At 73.4% G+C, this 17,945-nt stretch carries 14 protein-coding genes; 13 read left to right on the forward strand and 1 reads right to left on the reverse strand.

The window, feature by feature from the left end:
- Positions 1–34: 34 nt before the first annotated feature.
- The gene (locus tag EAO71_RS40135) at positions 35–175 is read left to right on the forward strand and encodes an AMP-binding protein (protein ID WP_410094006.1); all 141 of its coding nucleotides are present in this window, start codon (positions 35–37) and stop codon (positions 173–175) included.
- Here the strand turns inward: EAO71_RS40135 and EAO71_RS26360 are convergent.
- Entirely contained in the window at positions 114–1,670 is a 1,557-nt protein-coding gene (locus EAO71_RS26360; RefSeq protein ID WP_147980316.1) for a class I adenylate-forming enzyme family protein, read from the reverse strand. The two genes, EAO71_RS40135 and EAO71_RS26360, sit on opposite strands and share 62 nt — an antisense overlap.
- A 344-nt stretch (positions 1,671–2,014) precedes the next feature.
- Between EAO71_RS26360 and EAO71_RS26365 the strand changes: the two genes are divergently transcribed.
- From EAO71_RS26365 to EAO71_RS26420, 12 genes are all read left to right on the forward strand, one after another.
- Positions 2,015–3,295 carry an NAD(P)/FAD-dependent oxidoreductase gene (locus EAO71_RS26365; protein ID WP_147980317.1) on the forward strand — a complete coding sequence of 427 codons (1,281 nt, stop codon included), beginning with the start codon at positions 2,015–2,017 and terminating at the stop codon, positions 3,293–3,295.
- A gap of 36 nt (positions 3,296–3,331) precedes the next feature.
- The gene (locus tag EAO71_RS26370) at positions 3,332–5,017 is read left to right on the forward strand and encodes an NAD(P)/FAD-dependent oxidoreductase (protein WP_147980318.1); all 1,686 of its coding nucleotides are present in this window, start codon (positions 3,332–3,334) and stop codon (positions 5,015–5,017) included.
- A 180-nt stretch (positions 5,018–5,197) separates the two neighbouring features.
- Positions 5,198–5,725, forward strand: a complete 528-nt coding sequence (locus tag EAO71_RS26375) for a flavin reductase family protein (RefSeq protein ID WP_147980319.1) — start codon at positions 5,198–5,200, stop codon at positions 5,723–5,725.
- Positions 5,726–5,762: 37 nt separating this feature from the next.
- Entirely contained in the window at positions 5,763–6,422 is a 660-nt protein-coding gene (locus EAO71_RS26380; protein WP_147980320.1) for an isochorismatase family protein, read from the forward strand.
- Positions 6,423–6,480: 58 nt separating this feature from the next.
- Positions 6,481–7,983: an MFS transporter gene (locus EAO71_RS26385; protein ID WP_147980321.1), complete on the forward strand. Its 1,503-nt coding sequence runs from the start codon at positions 6,481–6,483 to the stop codon at positions 7,981–7,983.
- A 282-nt stretch (positions 7,984–8,265) separates the two neighbouring features.
- Positions 8,266–9,990, forward strand: coding sequence for an AAA family ATPase (locus EAO71_RS26390; RefSeq protein WP_147980322.1), 1,725 nt, complete (start codon positions 8,266–8,268; stop codon positions 9,988–9,990).
- The gene (locus tag EAO71_RS26395; RefSeq protein ID WP_147980323.1) at positions 9,888–11,090 is read left to right on the forward strand and encodes a helix-turn-helix transcriptional regulator; all 1,203 of its coding nucleotides are present in this window, start codon (positions 9,888–9,890) and stop codon (positions 11,088–11,090) included. The genes EAO71_RS26390 and EAO71_RS26395 overlap by 103 nt, the downstream gene beginning before the upstream one ends.
- Before the next feature lie 257 nt (positions 11,091–11,347).
- Positions 11,348–12,472, forward strand: coding sequence for a 3,5-dihydroxyphenylacetyl-CoA synthase DpgA (gene dpgA / locus EAO71_RS26400; RefSeq protein WP_147980324.1), 1,125 nt, complete (start codon positions 11,348–11,350; stop codon positions 12,470–12,472).
- Between the two features lie 32 nt (positions 12,473–12,504).
- Positions 12,505–13,206 carry an enoyl-CoA-hydratase DpgB gene (dpgB, locus tag EAO71_RS26405; protein ID WP_147980325.1) on the forward strand — a complete coding sequence of 234 codons (702 nt, stop codon included), beginning with the start codon at positions 12,505–12,507 and terminating at the stop codon, positions 13,204–13,206.
- 44 nt (positions 13,207–13,250) lie between these two features.
- Positions 13,251–14,621, forward strand: coding sequence for a (3,5-dihydroxyphenyl)acetyl-CoA 1,2-dioxygenase DpgC (gene dpgC / locus EAO71_RS26410; protein ID WP_410094007.1), 1,371 nt, complete (start codon positions 13,251–13,253; stop codon positions 14,619–14,621).
- Positions 14,618–16,360: a thiamine pyrophosphate-binding protein gene (locus tag EAO71_RS26415; protein ID WP_147980326.1), complete on the forward strand. Its 1,743-nt coding sequence runs from the start codon at positions 14,618–14,620 to the stop codon at positions 16,358–16,360. The genes dpgC and EAO71_RS26415 overlap by 4 nt, the downstream gene beginning before the upstream one ends.
- 41 nt (positions 16,361–16,401) lie before the next feature.
- Positions 16,402–17,880 (forward strand): aldehyde dehydrogenase family protein, encoded by a 1,479-nt coding sequence (locus tag EAO71_RS26420; protein WP_147980327.1) that lies wholly within the window; start codon positions 16,402–16,404, stop codon positions 17,878–17,880.
- Positions 17,881–17,945 lie beyond the last annotated feature (65 nt).

The raw sequence follows: 17,945 nt of genomic DNA on the forward strand, positions 1-17,945 counted from the left end.
CGCCCCACGGGTCCCCGGGACCTGCGGCACCGTCGTGCCCGGCGCCGAACTGCGGCTCGTCGACCCGCGCACCGGCCGCCGGGTGGCCCCCGGCGAGGAGGGGGAGGTCCTGGTCAAGAGCCCCGGCCTGCTGCTGGGTTACCACGGCCGGCCCGAGGAGACCGCCGCCGGCTGACCTTGCCGGAGCCGGTGAGCGGCAGGGCTGTGGTCTCGTACAGCGCGACCGGGACCTTGAAGTAGCTGAGCCGGTCCCGGCAGGCGGCGATCGCGGCGGCCGGCGACCAGCCCCCGGGACCGGGGACGACGTACGCGACCGGGACCTCGCCCAGGGCCTCGTCGGGGCGGCCCGTCACGGCGACGTCGCGGACGCCGGGGACGGTCCGCAGCACCGCCTCGATCTCGCCGGGCTGGATGTTCTCGCCCGCCCTGATGATCAGTTCCTTGACGCGGCCGGTGACGGCCAGCCGGCCCTCCTCGTCGCGGGTGGCCAGGTCTCCGGTGCGGTACCAGCCGTCCCGCAGCGCGGCGGCGGTCTCCTCGGGCCGGCCGTGGTAACCCAGCAGCAGGCCGGGGCTCTTGACCAGGACCTCCCCCTCCTCGCCGGGGGCCACCCGGCGGCCGGTGCGCGGGTCGACGAGCCGCAGTTCGGCGCCGGGCACGACGGTGCCGCAGGTCCCGGGGACCCGTGGGGCGTCGGGGCGGCTCATGGTGATCGCGCCACAGGTCTCGGTGCTGCCGTAGCTGTTCACCAGGGGCGCGCCGAGCACCCGCTCGACCGCCTCGGCCAGTGCCGCGCCGGTGGCGGCGCCGGTCACCAGGCAGACCCGGAGGTCCGGGACCGGCCGGCCGGACTCCTCGACCGCGTCCAGGAGGCGGAAGTACATCGAGGGGACGCCGAGCAGCATGGTGTACGGCTCGGCGCGCAGGGCCTCCAGGACGTCCCGGGCGCCGAAGCCCGGCAGGATGCGCGCGGTGGCGCCGGTGACGGTGACGCCGAGGACGCAGAGGATGTGGGCGAGGCTGTGGAAGAGCGGCAGCGGCCACAACAGCCGGTCGTCCGGGGCGAGTCCGAGGACGCCCTGGTAGGAGGAGTGGACCGACCAGAGGCAGCCGCGCTGGGTGGAGACCACGCCCTTGGCCCGGCCCGTCGTGCCGGAGGTGTAGAGGATCCAGGCCGGCTCGTCGAGCCCGAGGTCGTCCCGCGGGCCCCGTGCGGGCTCCGTCGTGGCGAGGTCGTCGAAGGAGAGGGCACCCGGGTCCTCTCCGTGTGCGAGGACGACCGTGAGGTGGGGGCGCTCCGCCCGCAGCCGGGTGACCTGGTCCAGGTGGGATCCGTCGGTGATGACGAACCGAGCCCCGCTGTCGTCGAGTTGATGGGACAGCTCGGCGTCCGAGGACTGCGGGTTGACCGGGACGCCGACCGCGGCGGCGCGGGTGACGGCGAGGTAGCCCTCCACCGTCGCGACGGTGTTGCCGAGGAGGAGCGCGACCCGGTCGCCGCGGCCGAGTCCGTGCGCCGCGAGGTGGCCGGCGAGGCGCGCGGTGCGCTCCTCCAGCCGGCCGTAGGTGACCTGTCGTTCCTCGTCGGCGAACGCGACCTGGTCCGGTCGGTCGAGTGCGTGCTCGCGCAGCACTTCGGAAAGTGGCCGGATGCCTTCGACCTGCGTCACTCGTACGCTCCTGCCTGCTCTGAGTCTCCACCGCCGGCGCAGCACCCGGGAGGCCGGGCGGCGCCGTCTCCTCCGGCTCGCCCGCCGTCGGGCCGCGCCCCGGTGAGCACACCTGGCGGTAACGCTAGAAAGTGCGGGACGGCGAATACAACCCCTATTCGATCCGCCGAACCACTGTTTCCGCCCCTAATCCAGCGGACGCCCGGATTCGCCAAGAAGGCGTCCAGACGGCGTGCAGAAGGCGTTCAGCGTGCGTGCTCGAATCTGGCTGGGTCCAGCCAACGCAGTGCTGCTGATACCCGCTTCGGCGGTACGTGGCACGTTTCAGATCGGGAAGGTCGCACATGCCGTCCACTCTCACCGGCATACCCACTGAATTCGATGTCATCGTCATCGGTGGCGGGCCGGCCGGTGCCACCACCGCGGGACTTCTGGCCAAGCGCGGACACAAGGTCCTGGTTTTCGACCGTGAGCGCTTTCCGCGGTACCACGTCGGAGAATCCCTGATTCCGGTCGTGATGGCCCCGATGGAGGAAATGGGGCTGACCGAGCGGATGGAGCAGCGCGGATTCGAGCGCAAGTACGGCGGCACGTTCGTGTGGGGCAGCGAGCAGGCGGCCTGGGACTTCTCCTTCGTCGACGGCGGGGACTACCCCTTCGCGTACCACACCCGGCGGGCCGACCTGGACGCGCTGATCCTGGACCGGGCGCGCGAGCTGGGGGCGTTCGTCGTCGAGGACGCGACCGTGAAGGAGCCGGTCGAGGACGAGGAGGGGCGCGTCACGGGCGTCCGCTTCACCGTGCGGGGCAGCAAGGAGACCTACGAGGTCAGCGCCTCGATGGTGGTGGACGCCTCGGGCCAGGCGCGTGTCCTCACCCGCAAGTACTCGGAGATCAACTGGCACGACAAGCTGCGCAACGTCGCCGTGTGGACGTACTTCGACAACTGCGAGCGACTGCCCGGCGACCAGTACACCAACATCCTCATCGAGGGCATCGAGAACGGCTGGTTCTGGGGGATCCCGCTCGACAAGGGCACGGTCAGCGTCGGTTTCGTGACGCCGAGCTCGGTCGCGGGCGAGAGCGACCAGAACCTGGAGCAGCTCTTCCACGACGAGGTCGAGAAGACCACCAAGCTCAAGCACATGCTGCGGGACGCGCGCCAGTCGGCCGGCTTCCGCAGTGCGCGGGACTGGTCGTACACGAACCAGACCGTCTACGGGAAGGGCTGGGCCGCCGTCGGCGACGCGGCCGCGTTCGTCGACCCGCTGATCTCGACCGGTGTCGCGCTGGCGACGACCGCGGGCAGCATCCTGTCCCGGGTCATCGACAAGATCCTGCAGTACCCGGAGATCGAGGAGGTGGCGCTCAAGCGCTACGCCACCGCCTACCTGAGCTTCTTCAACGAGGTCCGCTCCTTCGTGGAGCGCTTCTACGACCGGACGCTGAAGAAGGAGGACTACCACAAGCTGGCCCAGTCGATCATCGACCCGGAGGAGAAGAACACCCCGGCGACCGACTTCGTCACGCTGCTCGGCGGCCTGCGCGGCAAGCACCTCGCGCTGAACATCACCGTGGACGACCTCGTCCCGCAGGAGTCCCTCTCCCCCGCCGCCAAGGGCTGAGCCGTCCCGGTCGACCGTCCAGGAAAGGACAATCTGGTGCCAGGCAAGAACTCCGCCTCCGCGGCGGCAGAACGATACGACGTGGTGATCCTCGGCAGCGGCATGGCCGGCGGCATGCTCGGCGCGGTGCTGGCCCGCAACGGGGTCAGGACCCTCATCGTCGACGCGGGCACCCATCCGCGGTTCGCGGTGGGCGAGTCGACCATCCCGTACACCTCGGGCATGGCGCGGCTCATCGCCAAGCGCTACGACGTGCCCGAGCTGAAGGCGCTGTCGAACTACCGGGGGACCATCGAGGAGATCTCCCCCAACTGCGGCCAGAAGCAGAACTTCGGCTTCGTCTACCACCGCGAGGGGCAGCCGCAGAACCCGCGGGAGATCAACCAGCTGGTCGTCCCGCTCGAACTGCGCACCGAGACGCACCTGTTCCGGCAGGACGTGGACGCGCACCTGTTCCACGTCGCGATCACCTACGGGGCCGACGCCCGGGTCGGGACCCGGATCACCGAGATCGACATCGACCCCGACGAGGGCGCGGTGCTGCGCTCCGAGCACGGCGAGGAGTTCCGGGCCTCCTACGTGGTCGACGGCAGCGGCTTCCGCTCGCCGCTGGCGGAGAAGTTCGACCTCCGGGAGACGCCGACGCGGGCCCGGACCCACTCGCGCTGCCTGTTCACGCACATGATCGGGGTGAAGCCGTTCGACGACTCGCCGACGGCGCAGCCGCACGACCAGCCGAGCCCGTGGCACCACGGCACGCTGCACCACGTCTTCGACGGCGGCTGGCTCTGGGTGATCCCGTTCGACAACCACGCCGAGGCGCGCAATCCGCTGTGCAGCGTCGGTCTGACCCTGGACCCGCGGAAGTACCCGAAGGGCTCGATGCCCCCGGAGGAGGAGTTCGCGGACTTCCTCGAGCGGTTCCCTGAGATCGCCTGGCAGTTCGAGGGCGCCAAGGCGGTCCGCCCGTGGGTGTCCACCGGCCGGCTCCAGTACTCGGCGGGGCAGGTCGTGGGCGACCGCTTCTGCCTGACGTCGCACGCCGCCGGGTTCATCGACGCGCTGTACTCGCGCGGTCTGGCCAACACGCTGGAGCTCGTCAACGCGCTCGGCTGGCGGCTGATCGCCGCCTCCCGCGACGGCGACTGGTCCCGGGAGCGCTTCGCCCACGTGGAGGCCCTCCAGCAGGGGCTGTTCGACTTCCACGACGACCTCGTCTACAGCTCGTTCGTCGGCTTCGGCCACTACGACCTGTGGAACGCGGTCAACCGGACGTGGATGCTCGGCACGATGAGCGGCAACATGATGGTCGAGGACGCCTACTACCGGTACAGCGAGAGCGGCGACCCCGATGTCTTCCTGGAGGCCGAGCGCTCCGGCAATCCGGGATCCCCGCTCCCGATCAGCGAGACCTTCGTGCGCCTGGGGACGCTGACCCGGGAGCTGTGCGAGTCGGTCGAGGCCGGCACGCTCGCGCCGGAGGTCGCGGCCGAGCGCATCCACGAGTACATCCGCAAGGAGGTCGACTTCATCGCGCACGCGGACAAGTTCGGCCTGCCCGAGAACCGCTGCTTCAACATGACGCGGGAGCGGATGGACGCGGCCGAGGAGTGGTCCCGCACCCAGGCGCCGCCGGAGATCGGCCGGCGCATGCTCAACGCCAGCCGGGGCATGGCGCTCGCCAAGGAGGCCGAGAGCGGCGCGGGGGCCTCGGACTACTGAGCCCGACCTCCCGGCGCCCGGGCCGCGGACGACCGCGCCCGGCCCCGGCGCCGGGGCCATGACCGCCCGGCCGGCCCCGTGGACCCGTACTCCGGCCACGGGGCCGTCCGGTACCCGCCCCGTCCGTACGCGTCACCCGTGGCCGAGCGGGCCACCCGTGACCGACACAAGTGAGGACCCATGTCGCACCAGCGGTACGAAGCCGATCTGCGCCGTCTGATGGCCGGATTCCCCACGGGTGTCTCGGTCGTGACGGCCACCGCCCCGGACGGTGTCCCCTGGGGGATGACGTGCACGTCCCTGTGCAGTGTCGCCCTCGACCCGCCGACCCTCCTGGTCTGCCTGCGCCGCGACAGCCCCACCCTGGGCGCGGTGCTCGGCAGCGGGAGGCTCTCGGTCAACCTGCTGCACCAGCACGCCCGTTCCACCGCCGAGCTGTTCGGCTCCGGGGCGGCGGACCGCTTCGAGCGGATCCCCTGGGCGGCCGCGCCGGACGGCGGTCCCCACCTGGTCGAGGCCGCGCACACCATCGCCGACTGCGTGGTCACCGAGGACCAGGCCGTCGGCGACCACACGATCGTGATGGCGCGCGTCACCGTGGTGACCTCGCTGCGCTCCCCCCTGCCGCTGCTGTACGGCATGCGGCGGTACGGGTCCTGGGCGGAGGACGCGGAGAACGGCTTCCTCTCCTACGACTTCATCTCGTGACCGCCACGGCGGCCCGCGCCGGAGGGTGAGGAGGGCCATGGACGTCTCCGCGATCGCCCCGTACCCGATGCCCGGGGCGGACCGGCCCGTCGTGAACCGGGTCGACTGGATCCCCGACCCGGGACGGGCCGTGCTGCTCCTGCTGAACATGCAGGGCTACTTCCTGCGCCCCTACACCCCGGGTGAAGCGCCCCTCACCGGCCTGCTGGCGAACGCCGCCGCTCTCGTCGACCTCTCCCGCCGGCTGCGGATGCCGGTCATCCACACCGTGCAGCCGGGCACCCAGGCGCCCGGGGAGCGCGGGCTGCTCACGGACTTCTGGGGCAAGGGCCTCGACGACGTCCTGGAGGACGCGGCGATCGTCGGCGAGGTCGCACCGGACGCGGCCGGGGTCGTCCTGCCGGCCTGGCGGTACAGCGCCTTCTCGGGGTCCGGTCTGGACCGGGAGCTGCGCGCGGCGGGGCGCGACCAGCTCGTCGTGTGCGGGGTGTACGCGCATCTGGGCTGCGTCACGACGGCCCTGGACGCCTTCGACCGCAACATGGAGGTCTTCCTCGCCTCCGACGCGGTCGCCGACTTCGACGCGCACCGGCACCGGGCGGCCCTGGAGTGGGCGGCGAGCTGCTGCGCGGTCGTGCGGTCCACCGCGGAACTCGCGGGCGCCCTGTCGGCCGGGGCCCGCCCCGCCGCCGTCTGACCCGCCGCCGGCCCCGATCCCGCTCGACAGGGGCACCCTGCGTGGCTACTATTTATACATGTACAAAAATACTGCACGAGAGGAACGTTCCGTCAGCCCCGGCGGGGTGTTGTGGACGGTCGCGATCGCCCAACTGATGGTCTCGCTGGACGTCTCGGTGGTGAACGTCGCCCTGCCGTCCATGCGGACGGCGCTCGGCTTCGACGAGTCGGGACTCTCCTGGGTGGTCAACGCGTACACGCTGACCTTCGGCGGCTTACTGCTCCTGGGCGGCCGCGCGGCCGACCGGTTCGGCCGCCGGCCGCTGCTGTTCGTCGGTCTCGCGCTCTTCGGCGTGACGTCACTGCTCGGCGGACTCGCGCAGGGCCCGGGCCAGCTGATCGCCGCGCGCGCCCTCCAGGGTGTGGGCGCGGCGCTGATCGCCCCGGCCGCGCTCGCCGTGCTCACCACGACCTTCCCGGCCGGCCCGCGACGCGGGAAGGCGCTCGGCGTCTACAGCGCCGTCACCGCGGGCGGCGCGGCCGTCGGCGTGGTGGTGGGCGGCCTGCTCACGGAGTACATCAACTGGCGCTGGGTCATGCTGGTGAACGTCCCGCTGGCCGTCGTCGGCCTGTTGCTGGCGGGCCGTCACGTCCCGGCGGCCCAGGCGGGCGACACCGCGCGACGGCTCGACGTCGTGGGCGCGATCCTGGCCACCCTCGGCACCTCGCTGCTGGTCTTCGCCCTGGTGAGGACCGACGTGGAGCCGTGGGGCTCGGCCGCGACCATCGGTTCGCTGGCGGTCGCCGCGGTGCTCCTCGCCGGCTTCTTCGTCTACGAGGGCACGCGGGCCAAGGAACCGCTGCTGCGGCTCGGAGTGCTGACCAACCGGTCCGTGTCCGGGGCGAACATCTACATGATGATGGTCTCGATCAACATCTTCACCTCGTTCTACTTCGTCTCCCTCTACCTCCAGGAAGTCCTCGGGATGGGGGCGCTGACCGCCGGCCTCGCCTTCCTGCCGTTCTGCCTGGGCCTGGTCGTGGGCTCGCTCTACGCGGTCCGGCTGCTCGCCCGCTTCGAGGCCCGTCACCTGCTGATCGTGGGCGGGATCATCGGCGCCGTCGGCATGTTCTGGTTCAGCCAGATCCGCCCCACGGGCAACTTCCTCGTCGACGTCCTGGGCCCGTCCCTGGTGACCAGCTTCGGCATCGGGCCGCTCCTCGTCCCGATCGCCAACGCCGCCACCGCGGGCGTCGCCCCGAACGAGGCCGGCATGGCCTCCGGCCTGCTCAACAGCGCGCGGCAGATCGGCGGAAGCATCGGTCTGGCCGCGATGAGCACGATCGCCCTCGCGAGCACCGACGGCGCGCCGGTCTCGGACTCGCCCGGCGCCCGCCTCACCCACGGCTACAGCATGGTGTTCACGGTCAACAGCGGTCTGCTGCTGGTCGCCGTCCTGGTCGCCGTGTTCGTCCTGCCGCGCCGCGGGCCGAGCCTCGGCCCGAGCCCGGTGGCCCAGCAGAACGGCGCGCCCGGCCGCCGGCCGGAGACGGTCGGCAACGAGGGCTCGCGTTCCTGAGGAACACCCGGCCCGTCTCCCGTACGACCCGGTCCGACACGACCGGCCGCACCGGATCCCCGGCGCGGCCGGTCGTCCGCGTACGCGGCCACCGTGGTGTCCGTGCCCGCTCCGGCCGCGGCGGCAGCCCTGCCGCCGCCCCCTGGGCCGGCGACGGGGAGAGAACGTCCAGCAGTCGTTCAGACGATCTCCCGCAGACTGAACCGGTCACGGCGCCCGGCACGCCGAACGCCGCAGCCCGTCGCTGAGGGGCGAACGGACGTCTGGAGGAGGTGCACACGGATGGTGCTGGTCGAACGCGACCCCGAACTCACCCTGCTGTCCGACCTGCTGGACGACTGCCTGGACGGATCCGGCAGCGTCGTGGTCGTCCGGGGACCCGTGGCCGTGGGCAAGACGGAGCTCCTGCACACCTTCTCCGAGCAGGTGGCCGGGGACCGGGTGCGCCGGCTCGGGGCCGCGGCCTCCCCGGCCGAGCGGCACCTGCCGTTCGGGCTGCTCAGCCAGCTCCTGCACGGCGCCGACGCCGCGTACGCCCGGCGCGCCGACGCCGTGCTCGCCGAGGCGGGCGGGACGGACGGCACGATCGAACCCCGCGTCCTGGAGGGCGTCTCGCGCGTCTTCCTCGACATGAGCGACGCCGAACCGCTGCTGATCGGCGTCGACGACGTCCACCACGCGGACACCGGCTCCCTCCAGTGCCTGCTCTTCCTCGCCCGCCGGCTGCGCCGTTCCCGCGTCATGCTGGTGCTCGGCGACCAGGACCGCGCCGGCTCCGGCTCCGCCGACCTGCGGACGGAGCTGTCGCGGCATCCGTACTGCCGGCAGCTCCGGCTCGACCCGCTCGGCTGCGACGGCGTCGCCGCACTGCTCGCCCACGAACTCGACGCCCACGTCGCCCACAGCCTGGCCGCCGGCGCGTTCGCCGTCACCGGGGGGAATCCGCTGCTGGTCCGCGCGCTGGCCGAGGACTGGCAGGCGGCGGCCCGGACGGCGGGCGGCGCGGGCCCCTCGGGCCTCGTCGTCGGGGACCGCTTCGCCGAACGTGTCGTGAGCTGCCTGCACCGCGTCGAACCCGACGCCCTGGCGGTCGCCCGGGCGGTCGCCGTGCTCGGCGGGACGCCCGCGGCCGGACTGGTCGCCGGGCTGTCCGGACTCGGCGGGATCGAGACCCGCGCGCTCGTCGAGCTCCTGGAGGACTCCGGCGTCCTGCGGCAGGGGCGCTTCCGGCACCAAGCGGCGCAGGCCGCGGTGCTCCGGGACCTCGGCGCCCGGGAGCGGGTCGCCCGGCACCGGTGCGCCGCCCGCATGCTGCACGCCGAGGGCGGCCGGCCGACCGCGATCGCGCACCACCTCGTCGCCGCCGGGGAGCCCACCGAGCCCTGGGCGGCGGCCGTGCTCCACGAGTCCGCGGCCGGCGCGACCGCCGACGGCCGGGTCGACTTCGCCCTCGACTGCCTCAAGCTGGCCCACACGATCGCCGACGACGAGCACCAGCGGGCCGTGAGCCGGGCGGTGCTCGCCGACGCCGAGTGGCGGATCGAACCCGCCCGCGTGGTCCGCCACCTCGGGCAGCTCACCGAGGCCGTCGACCGGCGGCTGCTGGCCCACCGCGACAGCCTCGCCACGCTGGAGTACCTGCTCTGGCACGGCCGGGTCGACGACGCCGCGTCCGCGCTGCACCAGCTCGCGGCCACGACGGCGGGGCCGGACGCCGCCGAGCTGCGCGAGGTCCGGGCCGTCCTCGAACTCTGCTACCCCGGGCAGCCCGTCCAGCTGCTCCTCCAGCAGGGCGCGCGCCTCGGCCCGGCGACGCAGCCGCAGCAGGGCCTGCGCGGCGTCGATCCGCCACGGCAGGGCCCGCGGTCCGTCGTCGCCCCGGTCGCGCAGGAGCCGTCGGCACCGTGCTGCGCGCGATGGGCGGCGACGAGGCCGTGCCGGGGGAACACCTCTGGCCCGGCCTGCGCCCCGAGGAGCCGCTGTCCCGGATCTCCCTGGGGCTGCTGACGCTGGCCCGGCCGGAGCGGCTGGCCGCGGTGGCGCCCTGGTGCCTGCCGATGCTGGACGACGCGGCCGGACAGGACGGCCCGGAGTGGCCGGGGCTGTTGCGGGCGGCGCGCGCCGAGGCGGCGCTGCTGCGCGGCGACCTGCCGGCCGCCGCCGAGCTCGCCGCGGCGGCCCTGGACGAGACGTCGCTGCCCAGCTGGGGCGTCCTGGTCGGGGCACCGCTCGCCTGCCTGCTCACGACGGCCGTCCGCACGGGCCGGTACGAGGACGCCGCGGCGTACCTGACGATGCCGGTGCCGCCGGCCCTGCTGGAGACCCCGTTCGGGCTGCGGTACCTCCAGGCACGCGGCCAGTACCAGCTGGCTGTCAACCGGCCGTACGCGGCGCTCAGCGACTTCCAGACCTGCGGGCAGCTCCTGCGCGACCGGGGCGACGACGGACCGCGGGCCCTGCCGTGGCGGATCGACGCCGCGCAGGCCCTGCTGCGGCTGCGTCGCCGGGCCGAGGCGCGCGCCCTGCTGGAGGAGCAGCTGGACGGGCTGCCCGGGGACGACGGCCGGACGCTCGGCCGGGCCCTGCGGCATCTGGCGGCGGCGCTGGAGCCGCACGAACGCCCGGCGCTGCTCACCGACGCCGTGGAGGCGCTCCAGTCGGCCGGCGACCGGGTCGAACTCGCCCACACCCTGGCCGATCTGGGGGGCGCGTACCACGCGACGGGCGACGCCCGGCGTGCCCGGCCGGCGCTGCGACGGGCCTGGCGGACCGCGCGGGAGTGCCAGGCGGAGGGCCTGAGCAGGTCCCTGCTGCCCGGACTGTCGGCGACGTCGCAGGCGCAGGGCGCGGGCGCGCTGCTCGGCGGCGACCGGGCGGCCGAACTCAGCGCGGCCGAGCACCGCGTGGGCAGTCTCGCCGCGCAGGGCCACAGCAACCGGCAGATAGCGCACCGGCTGTGCATCACCGTCAGCACCGTCGAACAGCATCTGACGCAGGTCTACCGGAAACTCCGGGTCAAGAGCCGCACCGATCTCCCGGTTTTCCTGGAGGACGACGACGGACCGGACTCCGGCCTGGCGCGGGACGACCCGTCGCTGTGCCGCTGAGGAACCGCCACCCCCGAACCGGGATACCCGACCCCGGAAGCGAACCCCTTATGCCTTCCGCGTTTTCCGCATTCAGCCCCCTAGTCCCCCTATGAAAGGCGGTGACGGCGTTCACACGAAACAGGGATGACATCGTCTCCCCGGTCCGAACTAGGCTGAGGGCACGGCTCTTTCCCGAAATATTCGAAAGCCGATTCTCCCGCACTCCCGATGCACCGGCGTGATTCCCCGCCGGCTATCAGCAATGGGCGGTCAGCATGCTCCTGAGCGAAAACCCGGTCCGGCAGGACGACATCCGACTCTCCGACGCCCCCTGGGCCGCGACCCGCGGCGGTCCGTCGATCCTGGGCGTCGGCACCTCGAACCCGGATTCCTCCTACACGCAGGAGGACCTCCTCGATCTGTACGACATCCAGGACCGGCGGATCCGTTCGGTCTTCCTCAACTGCGCGATCGACAAGCGGTTCCTCGACGTGCCGCCGTACGGCGACGACGGCCGCCCCCGGACGGAGACCCAGGGCGAGCTGCTGGCCAAGCACAAGGCGCGCGGGACCGAGATGGGCGCCCGGGCGCTCCAGTCCTGCCTCAAGCAGATCGGCGCCGCGGTCAGCGACATCGGCTACCTGGTCTGCGTGTCCTCCACCGGGCTGCTCACGCCCGGGTTCAGCGCGCTGCTCATCCGCGAGGTGGGCATCCCGACCGACTGCAGCCGGCTCGACGTCGTCGGCATGGGCTGCAACGCCGGCCTCAACGCCCTCAACGCCACCACCGGTTGGGCCTCGGCCAACCCCGGCAGGATCGCGCTGATGGTGTGCATCGAGGTGTGCTCGGCCGCCTACGTCTTCGACGGCACCATGCGCACCTCGGTCGTCAACAGCCTCTTCGGCGACGGCGCCGCCGCGATCGCCGTCTCGCACGGCACGCCGGAGACCGAGCGGACCGGCCCGCAGGTCCTCAAGTACGCCAGCTGCATCGTCCCGGACGCCGTGGCCGCGATGCGCTACGACTGGGACGACGACCAGGGCAAGTTCAGCTTCTTCCTCGACCGCGACGTTCCGTACGTGGTGGGCGCGCACGCCGAGACCGTCATCGGGAACCTGCTGAGCGGGACCGGCCTGCGGCGCAGCCAGATCGCCCACTGGCTGATCCACTCCGGCGGCAAGAAGGTCATCGACTCGGTCGCGGTCAACCTCGGCCTCACCCGGCACGACGTGCGCCACACGACCGGTGTGCTGCGCGACTACGGCAACCTCTCCAGCGGCTCCTTCCTTTTCTCGTACGAGCAGTTGATGCGGGAGGGGGTCACGCGCCCGGGCGACTACGGCGTCCTCATGACGATGGGCCCCGGCTCGACCCTCGAGACCGCGCTCGTCCGCTACTGATCCCCTTCCCGACCAGACGAGTAGGACCAGACATGTCTTCCGCAGAAACCGCACAGGCCCCCTCCCCCGCCGCGACGATCGACATCGACAGCTCCCGGCCGCTGTCCGCGCCCCTGGTCGCGGAGATCAACGCGCTCTGCGACCGGCTGGAGGACTCCGAGGGCGGTACGACCGCCGTGATCCGGCTGCACGGCACGGACACCGCGACGCAGTGGCCGGGCGCCGTCGGCATCGACCTGGTGAGCCGCTGGGAGAAGGCCCTGCGGCGGCTGGAGCAGACCCGGTCCGCGAAGATCGTGATCGTCGAGGGCGTGTGCAGCGGCCCGGCGTTCGAGGTGCTGCTCACCGCGGACCTCCGCATCGGCGCCCCGGGGCTGCGCATCGACGTGCCGGCCAACGACGGCAGCGTGTGGGCCGGGATGTCCGTGCACCGCCTCACGAACCAGTTCGGCGGCACGCGGGCGCGTCGGCTGGTGCTGTTCGGCGCCCAGGTCTCGGCGCAGCGGGCGCTGGAGACGGGGCTGATCGACGAGACGGCCAAGGATCCGGCGGCCGTCGCGGCGCGGCTCGCGGAGCGTTTCGGCCGGCTGGTGCCCGCGGAGCTGGCGATCCGGCGGCAGCTGGTCCTCGACGCCGGCGTCACCGCCTTCGAGGAGGCCCTGGGCAAGCATCTCGCCGCGTGCGACCGGACCCTGCGCCGTTCGCGGGGCGAGCTCGCCCCGGCTCCGCGGTAGCTCCGCCCGTCCCGTCCCGTCCGCAGAACGCCGAAGGAGTACCGATCGTGACAGTCAGCGCCGTGGGCAGCACGGAGCAGCAGTGGCGCACCCCGGCCCCGGTCTTCGGGGGCTCGCTGCTGGGCGACGCCAACGCCCTGATGACCTGCACCGCAGCGGCGGAGAAGCTGCTCGCGGAGCTGCCGGCCAAGCCGGACCGCAGTCCCGACGAGCAGCAGCTGGCCGCCGAGTTGTTCCGCGACCAGCGCCGGGTGCGCGGCGCGTTCCTGCGGCTGCACGCCGAGCGGGTGTACGAGGTGCTGACCGGCGAGCTCCGGGAGCAACGCAGCCTGTCGGAGCTGGTGTTCGCCGCCGCCGACGCCTTTCCGGGGCTGACCCCGACCGAGGCGCAGATGGCGGCCGAGCGCGAGTGCGCCCAGGCCGACAAGGAGGGACGGGAGATCGACCAGGGGATCTTCTTCCGGGAGGTCCTCCGGTCGCCGGTGGCGGGTCCGCATCTGCTCCAGGCCATGCTGCGGCCCACGCAGCGCGCCCGGTCGCTGCTCGGCGAGTTCGGGCGGACGGGGCTGGTCGAACTCGGCACGGTGCACCTGGAGCGGATCGACGGCACCGCCCATCTGACGCTGTGCAACGGCCGGTTCCTGAACGCCGAGGACAACCAGCTCGTCGAGGACGTGGAGACGGCCGTCGACCTGGCCCTGCTCGACGACCGGGTCCGGGTGGGCGTGCTCCGGGGCGGCCGGATGACCCATCCGCGCTACCAGGGCCGCCGGGTGTTCTGCGCCGGGATCAACCTGGTCGACCTGCACCAGGGCCGGATCTCGTACGTCGACTTCCTGCTCCGGCGTGAACTCGGCTACATCCACAAGCTGATCCGCGGGGTGCGGGTCGAGGACGGCTGGCCCCGGCCGCTGGTGGAGAAGCCGTGGGTGGCCGCGGTCGACACCTTCGCGATCGGCGGCGGCATGCAGCTGCTGTTCGCGGCCGACCACGTCGTGGCCGCCGCCGACTCGTACCTGAGCCTGCCGGCGGCGCAGGAGGGCATCGTCCCCGGCATGGCCAACCTCCGGCTGACCAGCCTGGCCGGTGCCCGGCTGTCCCGTCAGGTCATCCTGTCCGGCCGCAAGCTGTGGGCGCACGAGCCGGAGGCGCGGCTGGTCTGCGACGAGGTGGTGGACCCGAAGCTGATGGACGCCACCGTACGGGCGGCGGCCGAGCGGCTGGCGACTCCCGCGGTGGTGGCGAACCGGCACATGATCAACCTGGCCGAGGAGCCGGAGGACCGGTTCCGCGCGTACGCGGCCGAGTTCGCCTTCGAACAGGCCCTCCGGCTCTACAGCGACGACGTCATCGACAAGGTGGACCGCTTCAGCGCGGGGACGTCCGGCGACCGGCGGACGGGGTCGGGATCGTGAGGCCGATCGACGCGATGCTGGAGATCCTGCGCGACGAGGGGGTGACCCGGGTCTTCGGCAATCCGGGCACCACCGAACTCCCCTTCGTCGAGGCGGTCGCCGCCGCCCCCGACCTGAGTTACGTGCTCGGGGTGCAGGAGGCGTCCGTGGTCGCGATGGCCGACGGCTACGCGCGCGCCACGGGCCGGCCCGCGTTCGTCAGCCTGCACGTGGCGGCGGGGCTGGCCAACGGCATGGTGGGCCTGCTCAACGCCAAGCGCTCGCGGACTCCGCTGGTGGTGACCGCCGGGCAGCAGGACCGCCGCCACCTGGCGCAGGACCCGATGCTCTCCGGCGACCTGGTGGGGATCGCCCGGGCGGCGGTGAAGCACACCTTCGACGTCCAGCACGCCCACGACCTCCCGCGGATGCTGCGCCGCGCGTTCGCGCTGGCCGTGCAGCCGCCCGCGGGTCCGGTCTTCCTCTCGATCCCGATGGACCTGCTGGAGGAGGAGACCGCGGTCGACCCGCCCGCGCCCCGGTCGGCGCTGCGCGGGCTCGGGCCGGCCGCGGGCTGGCCGGAGGCGGCCGAGCGGCTCGCCGCCGCCCGCCGGCCGGCGATCGTCGCCGGCGACGGGGTGGGCCGGGACGGCGCGCTGGCCGAGATGGTGGCGGTCGCGGAGGCGGTCGGGGCGACCGTCTACCACCAGCCCCTGCACGACGGGGTGGACTTCCCCACGGTGCATCCGCTCTACGCGGGCATGCTCGACGCGCGCTACTCGGCGATCCGCACCGCGCTCGAAGGCCACGACGTGGTCCTCATCGTCGGGACCCGGGCGTTCATGGCGCACCACTACGAGCCGGGGCAGCCGATCCCGGCCGGCACCGAGGTCGTCCAGCTCGACGACGACCCGGGCGAACCGGGACGCAACTTCCCGGTGGCGCTCGGCCTGGTCGGCGGCGTCCGGGAGACCCTCGCGGTGCTCGCCGGGCAGCTCGCCGGGAAGGTCCCCGAGGCGCGCTCGCGCACGGAGCGGACGGGGCGGGTCCACGAGAGGGAGCGCGCCCTGGTGCGCGAACGGGCCCTGGCCGCCTACGGCGAGGCCCCGCTGGACCCGCTGGCCGCGGTGCACGCCGTCGTCGCCGGGCTCCCGGCGGACGCCGTCGTCGTGGAGGAGGCGATCACCAGCGGGGTCCTGCTGCGCCAGGTGCTGCCGCTGGAGTCCCCCCGCTCGTACGTGCACACCGTCGGCGGCGGGCTCGGTTCGGGCATCGGCGCCGCGGTGGGTTCCCGGATGGGCGACCCGAGCCGCCCGGTCGTGGCCGTCCTCGGCGACGGCTGCACCCTGTTCGGGCTGCAGGGGCTGTGGAGCGCGGCGCACTACGGGGTGCCGGTCACCTTCGTGGTGATGAACAACGGCGAGTACCGCACGCTCAAGGAGACGGTCGTCCGCCGCGAGCGGCACCGCGCCGCCGGCGGGCGGCGCGGCTCGGGCGGCCTGGATCTCACACCGCCGCGACTCGACCTCACCCCGGCGGCGGAGTTCCTGGGCCTCACCGTCGGGTCGGACCGCCGCCCCGACGGGCTCGACCTGGCCCCGCCCGACCTCGACTTCACCCGCCTCGCCGGCTTCTTCGGCATCAGCGCGGTACGGGCGGGCTCGACCGCGCACCTGACCGAGGCGGTCTCGTGGGCGGCGGCCGGCACGGAGCCCGTCCTCATCGACGTTCCCCTCACGGGTCACCGTGACAGTGCCTGATCCGTGCACCGCCGCGGACGGGAGATCGGCAGGAGGAAGACATGACGAGCCTTCTCGACGGTGACCTGCTCACCGGCGGCATACCGGGCGACGGCCGGGGCGCCGGGGCCGGCGGCACCGGCACGGCCGGCACCGTCGACGTCGTCGAACCGGCCACCGGCAAGACGCTCGCCGTCGTCGGACTCGCCGACGCGGCGGACGTGGGACGCGCCGCGTCGGTGGCCGCCCGGGCGCAGCCGGACTGGGGCGCGGTGCCGGCCGCCGGCCGCGCCGGGGTGCTGCGGCGGGCGGCGGCACTTCTGGAGGAGCACCGGGCCGAGGTCGCCCGCTGGCTGGTCCGGGAGGGCGGCGCGGTGCGGGCGAAGGCCGAGTTCGAGATCGCGGACGCCGTGGAGGAGCTGCTCCAGGCGTCGGCCCTGCCCACGCAGCCGCACGGACAGGTGCTGCCGTCGGAGCCCGGGCGGTCGAGCACGGCCCGCCGGGTGCCGCTGGGGGTGGTCGGGGTGATCAGCCCGTGGAACGTACCGCTGCTCCTCGCGCTGCGTTCGGTGGCGCCCGCGCTGGCGCTGGGCAACGCCGTCCTCCTCAAGCCCGACGTGCGCACGGCGGTCTCGGGCGGCCTGGTCGTGGCCCGCCTGTTCGAGGAGGCGGGGCTCCCCGCGGGCGTCCTCCAGGTCCTGGCGGGCGACGCGGTCGCGGGCCGGGCGCTCACCGCGCATCCGGCGGTCGCCATGGTCTCCTTCACCGGTTCGACGGCCGTCGGCCGGGAGGTGGGGGCCGCGGCCGGGCGCACGCTGAAGCGCGTCTCGCTCGAATTGGGCGGCAACAACGCGCTGATCGTCCTCGACGACGCCGATCTGGAGTCGGCCGCGGCGGCCGGCGCCTTCTCGTCCTTCTTCCACCAGGGGCAGATCTGCATGGCCGCCGGCCGGCACATCGTCCACGCGTCGGTCGCCGACGAGTACGTACGGCTCCTCACCGAGCGGGCCGGACGGCTGACGGCGGGCGATCCGTGGACCGATCCGGTCGACCTGGGCCCGATGATCGACGCGGGTCAGCTGGCCCGCACCCACCGGATGGTCGCCGACAGCGTCGCGGCGGGTGCCGTCCTGCGCTGCGGCGGCGTCCCGGACGGCCCGTTCTATCCGGCGACCGTGGTCACCGGAGTCACCCGCGCGATGCCGGTGTTCGCCGAGGAGGTGTTCGGTCCGGTGGCGCCCGTGGTGGTGGTCGCGGACGACGACGAGGCGGTCGCCGTCGCCGGGGACACCGAGTACGGCCTGGTGGCCGCGGTGCGCACGGGATCGGTGGAACGCGGCCTGCGACTGGCCGACCGGCTGCGGACGGGGATGATCCACGTCAACGACGGGACGGTGAACCACCAGGCGGTGGTGCCGTTCGGCGGCTTCGGTGCCTCGGGGAACGGGGCCCGGCACGGGGCGCAGTACAGCTGGGACTCGTACACCCAGTGGCAGTGGATCACCGCGCGGAGCGGCGCCGCGGTCCGCGGGCGGTCCTGAGCGGGGGCGGTCCCGCGGGGGCCGGGGCGGGACCGCCGCCCCGGCCCGGCCCACGTGGCGTGCAC

Origin of the sequence: Streptomyces sp. MS191, from assembly GCF_008042125.1 — a bacterium.
Taxonomy (GTDB): Bacteria; Actinomycetota; Actinomycetes; order Streptomycetales; family Streptomycetaceae; genus Streptomyces.

Bases quoted from the DNA above. Each gene is read 5' to 3' on its own strand.
- EAO71_RS26365 (WP_147980317.1), top strand. From the start codon at position 2,015: ATGCCGTCCACTCTCACCGGCATACCCACTGAATTCGATGTCATCGTC.
- EAO71_RS26375 (WP_147980319.1), top strand. From the start codon at position 5,198: ATGTCGCACCAGCGGTACGAAGCCGATCTGCGCCGTCTGATGGCCGGA.
- EAO71_RS26380 (WP_147980320.1), top strand. From the start codon at position 5,763: ATGGACGTCTCCGCGATCGCCCCGTACCCGATGCCCGGGGCGGACCGG.
- EAO71_RS26385 (WP_147980321.1), top strand. From the start codon at position 6,481: ATGTACAAAAATACTGCACGAGAGGAACGTTCCGTCAGCCCCGGCGGG.
- EAO71_RS26390 (WP_147980322.1), top strand. From the start codon at position 8,266: ATGGTGCTGGTCGAACGCGACCCCGAACTCACCCTGCTGTCCGACCTG.
- dpgA (WP_147980324.1), top strand. From the start codon at position 11,348: ATGCTCCTGAGCGAAAACCCGGTCCGGCAGGACGACATCCGACTCTCC.
- dpgB (WP_147980325.1), top strand. From the start codon at position 12,505: ATGTCTTCCGCAGAAACCGCACAGGCCCCCTCCCCCGCCGCGACGATC.
- EAO71_RS26420 (WP_147980327.1), top strand. From the start codon at position 16,402: ATGACGAGCCTTCTCGACGGTGACCTGCTCACCGGCGGCATACCGGGC.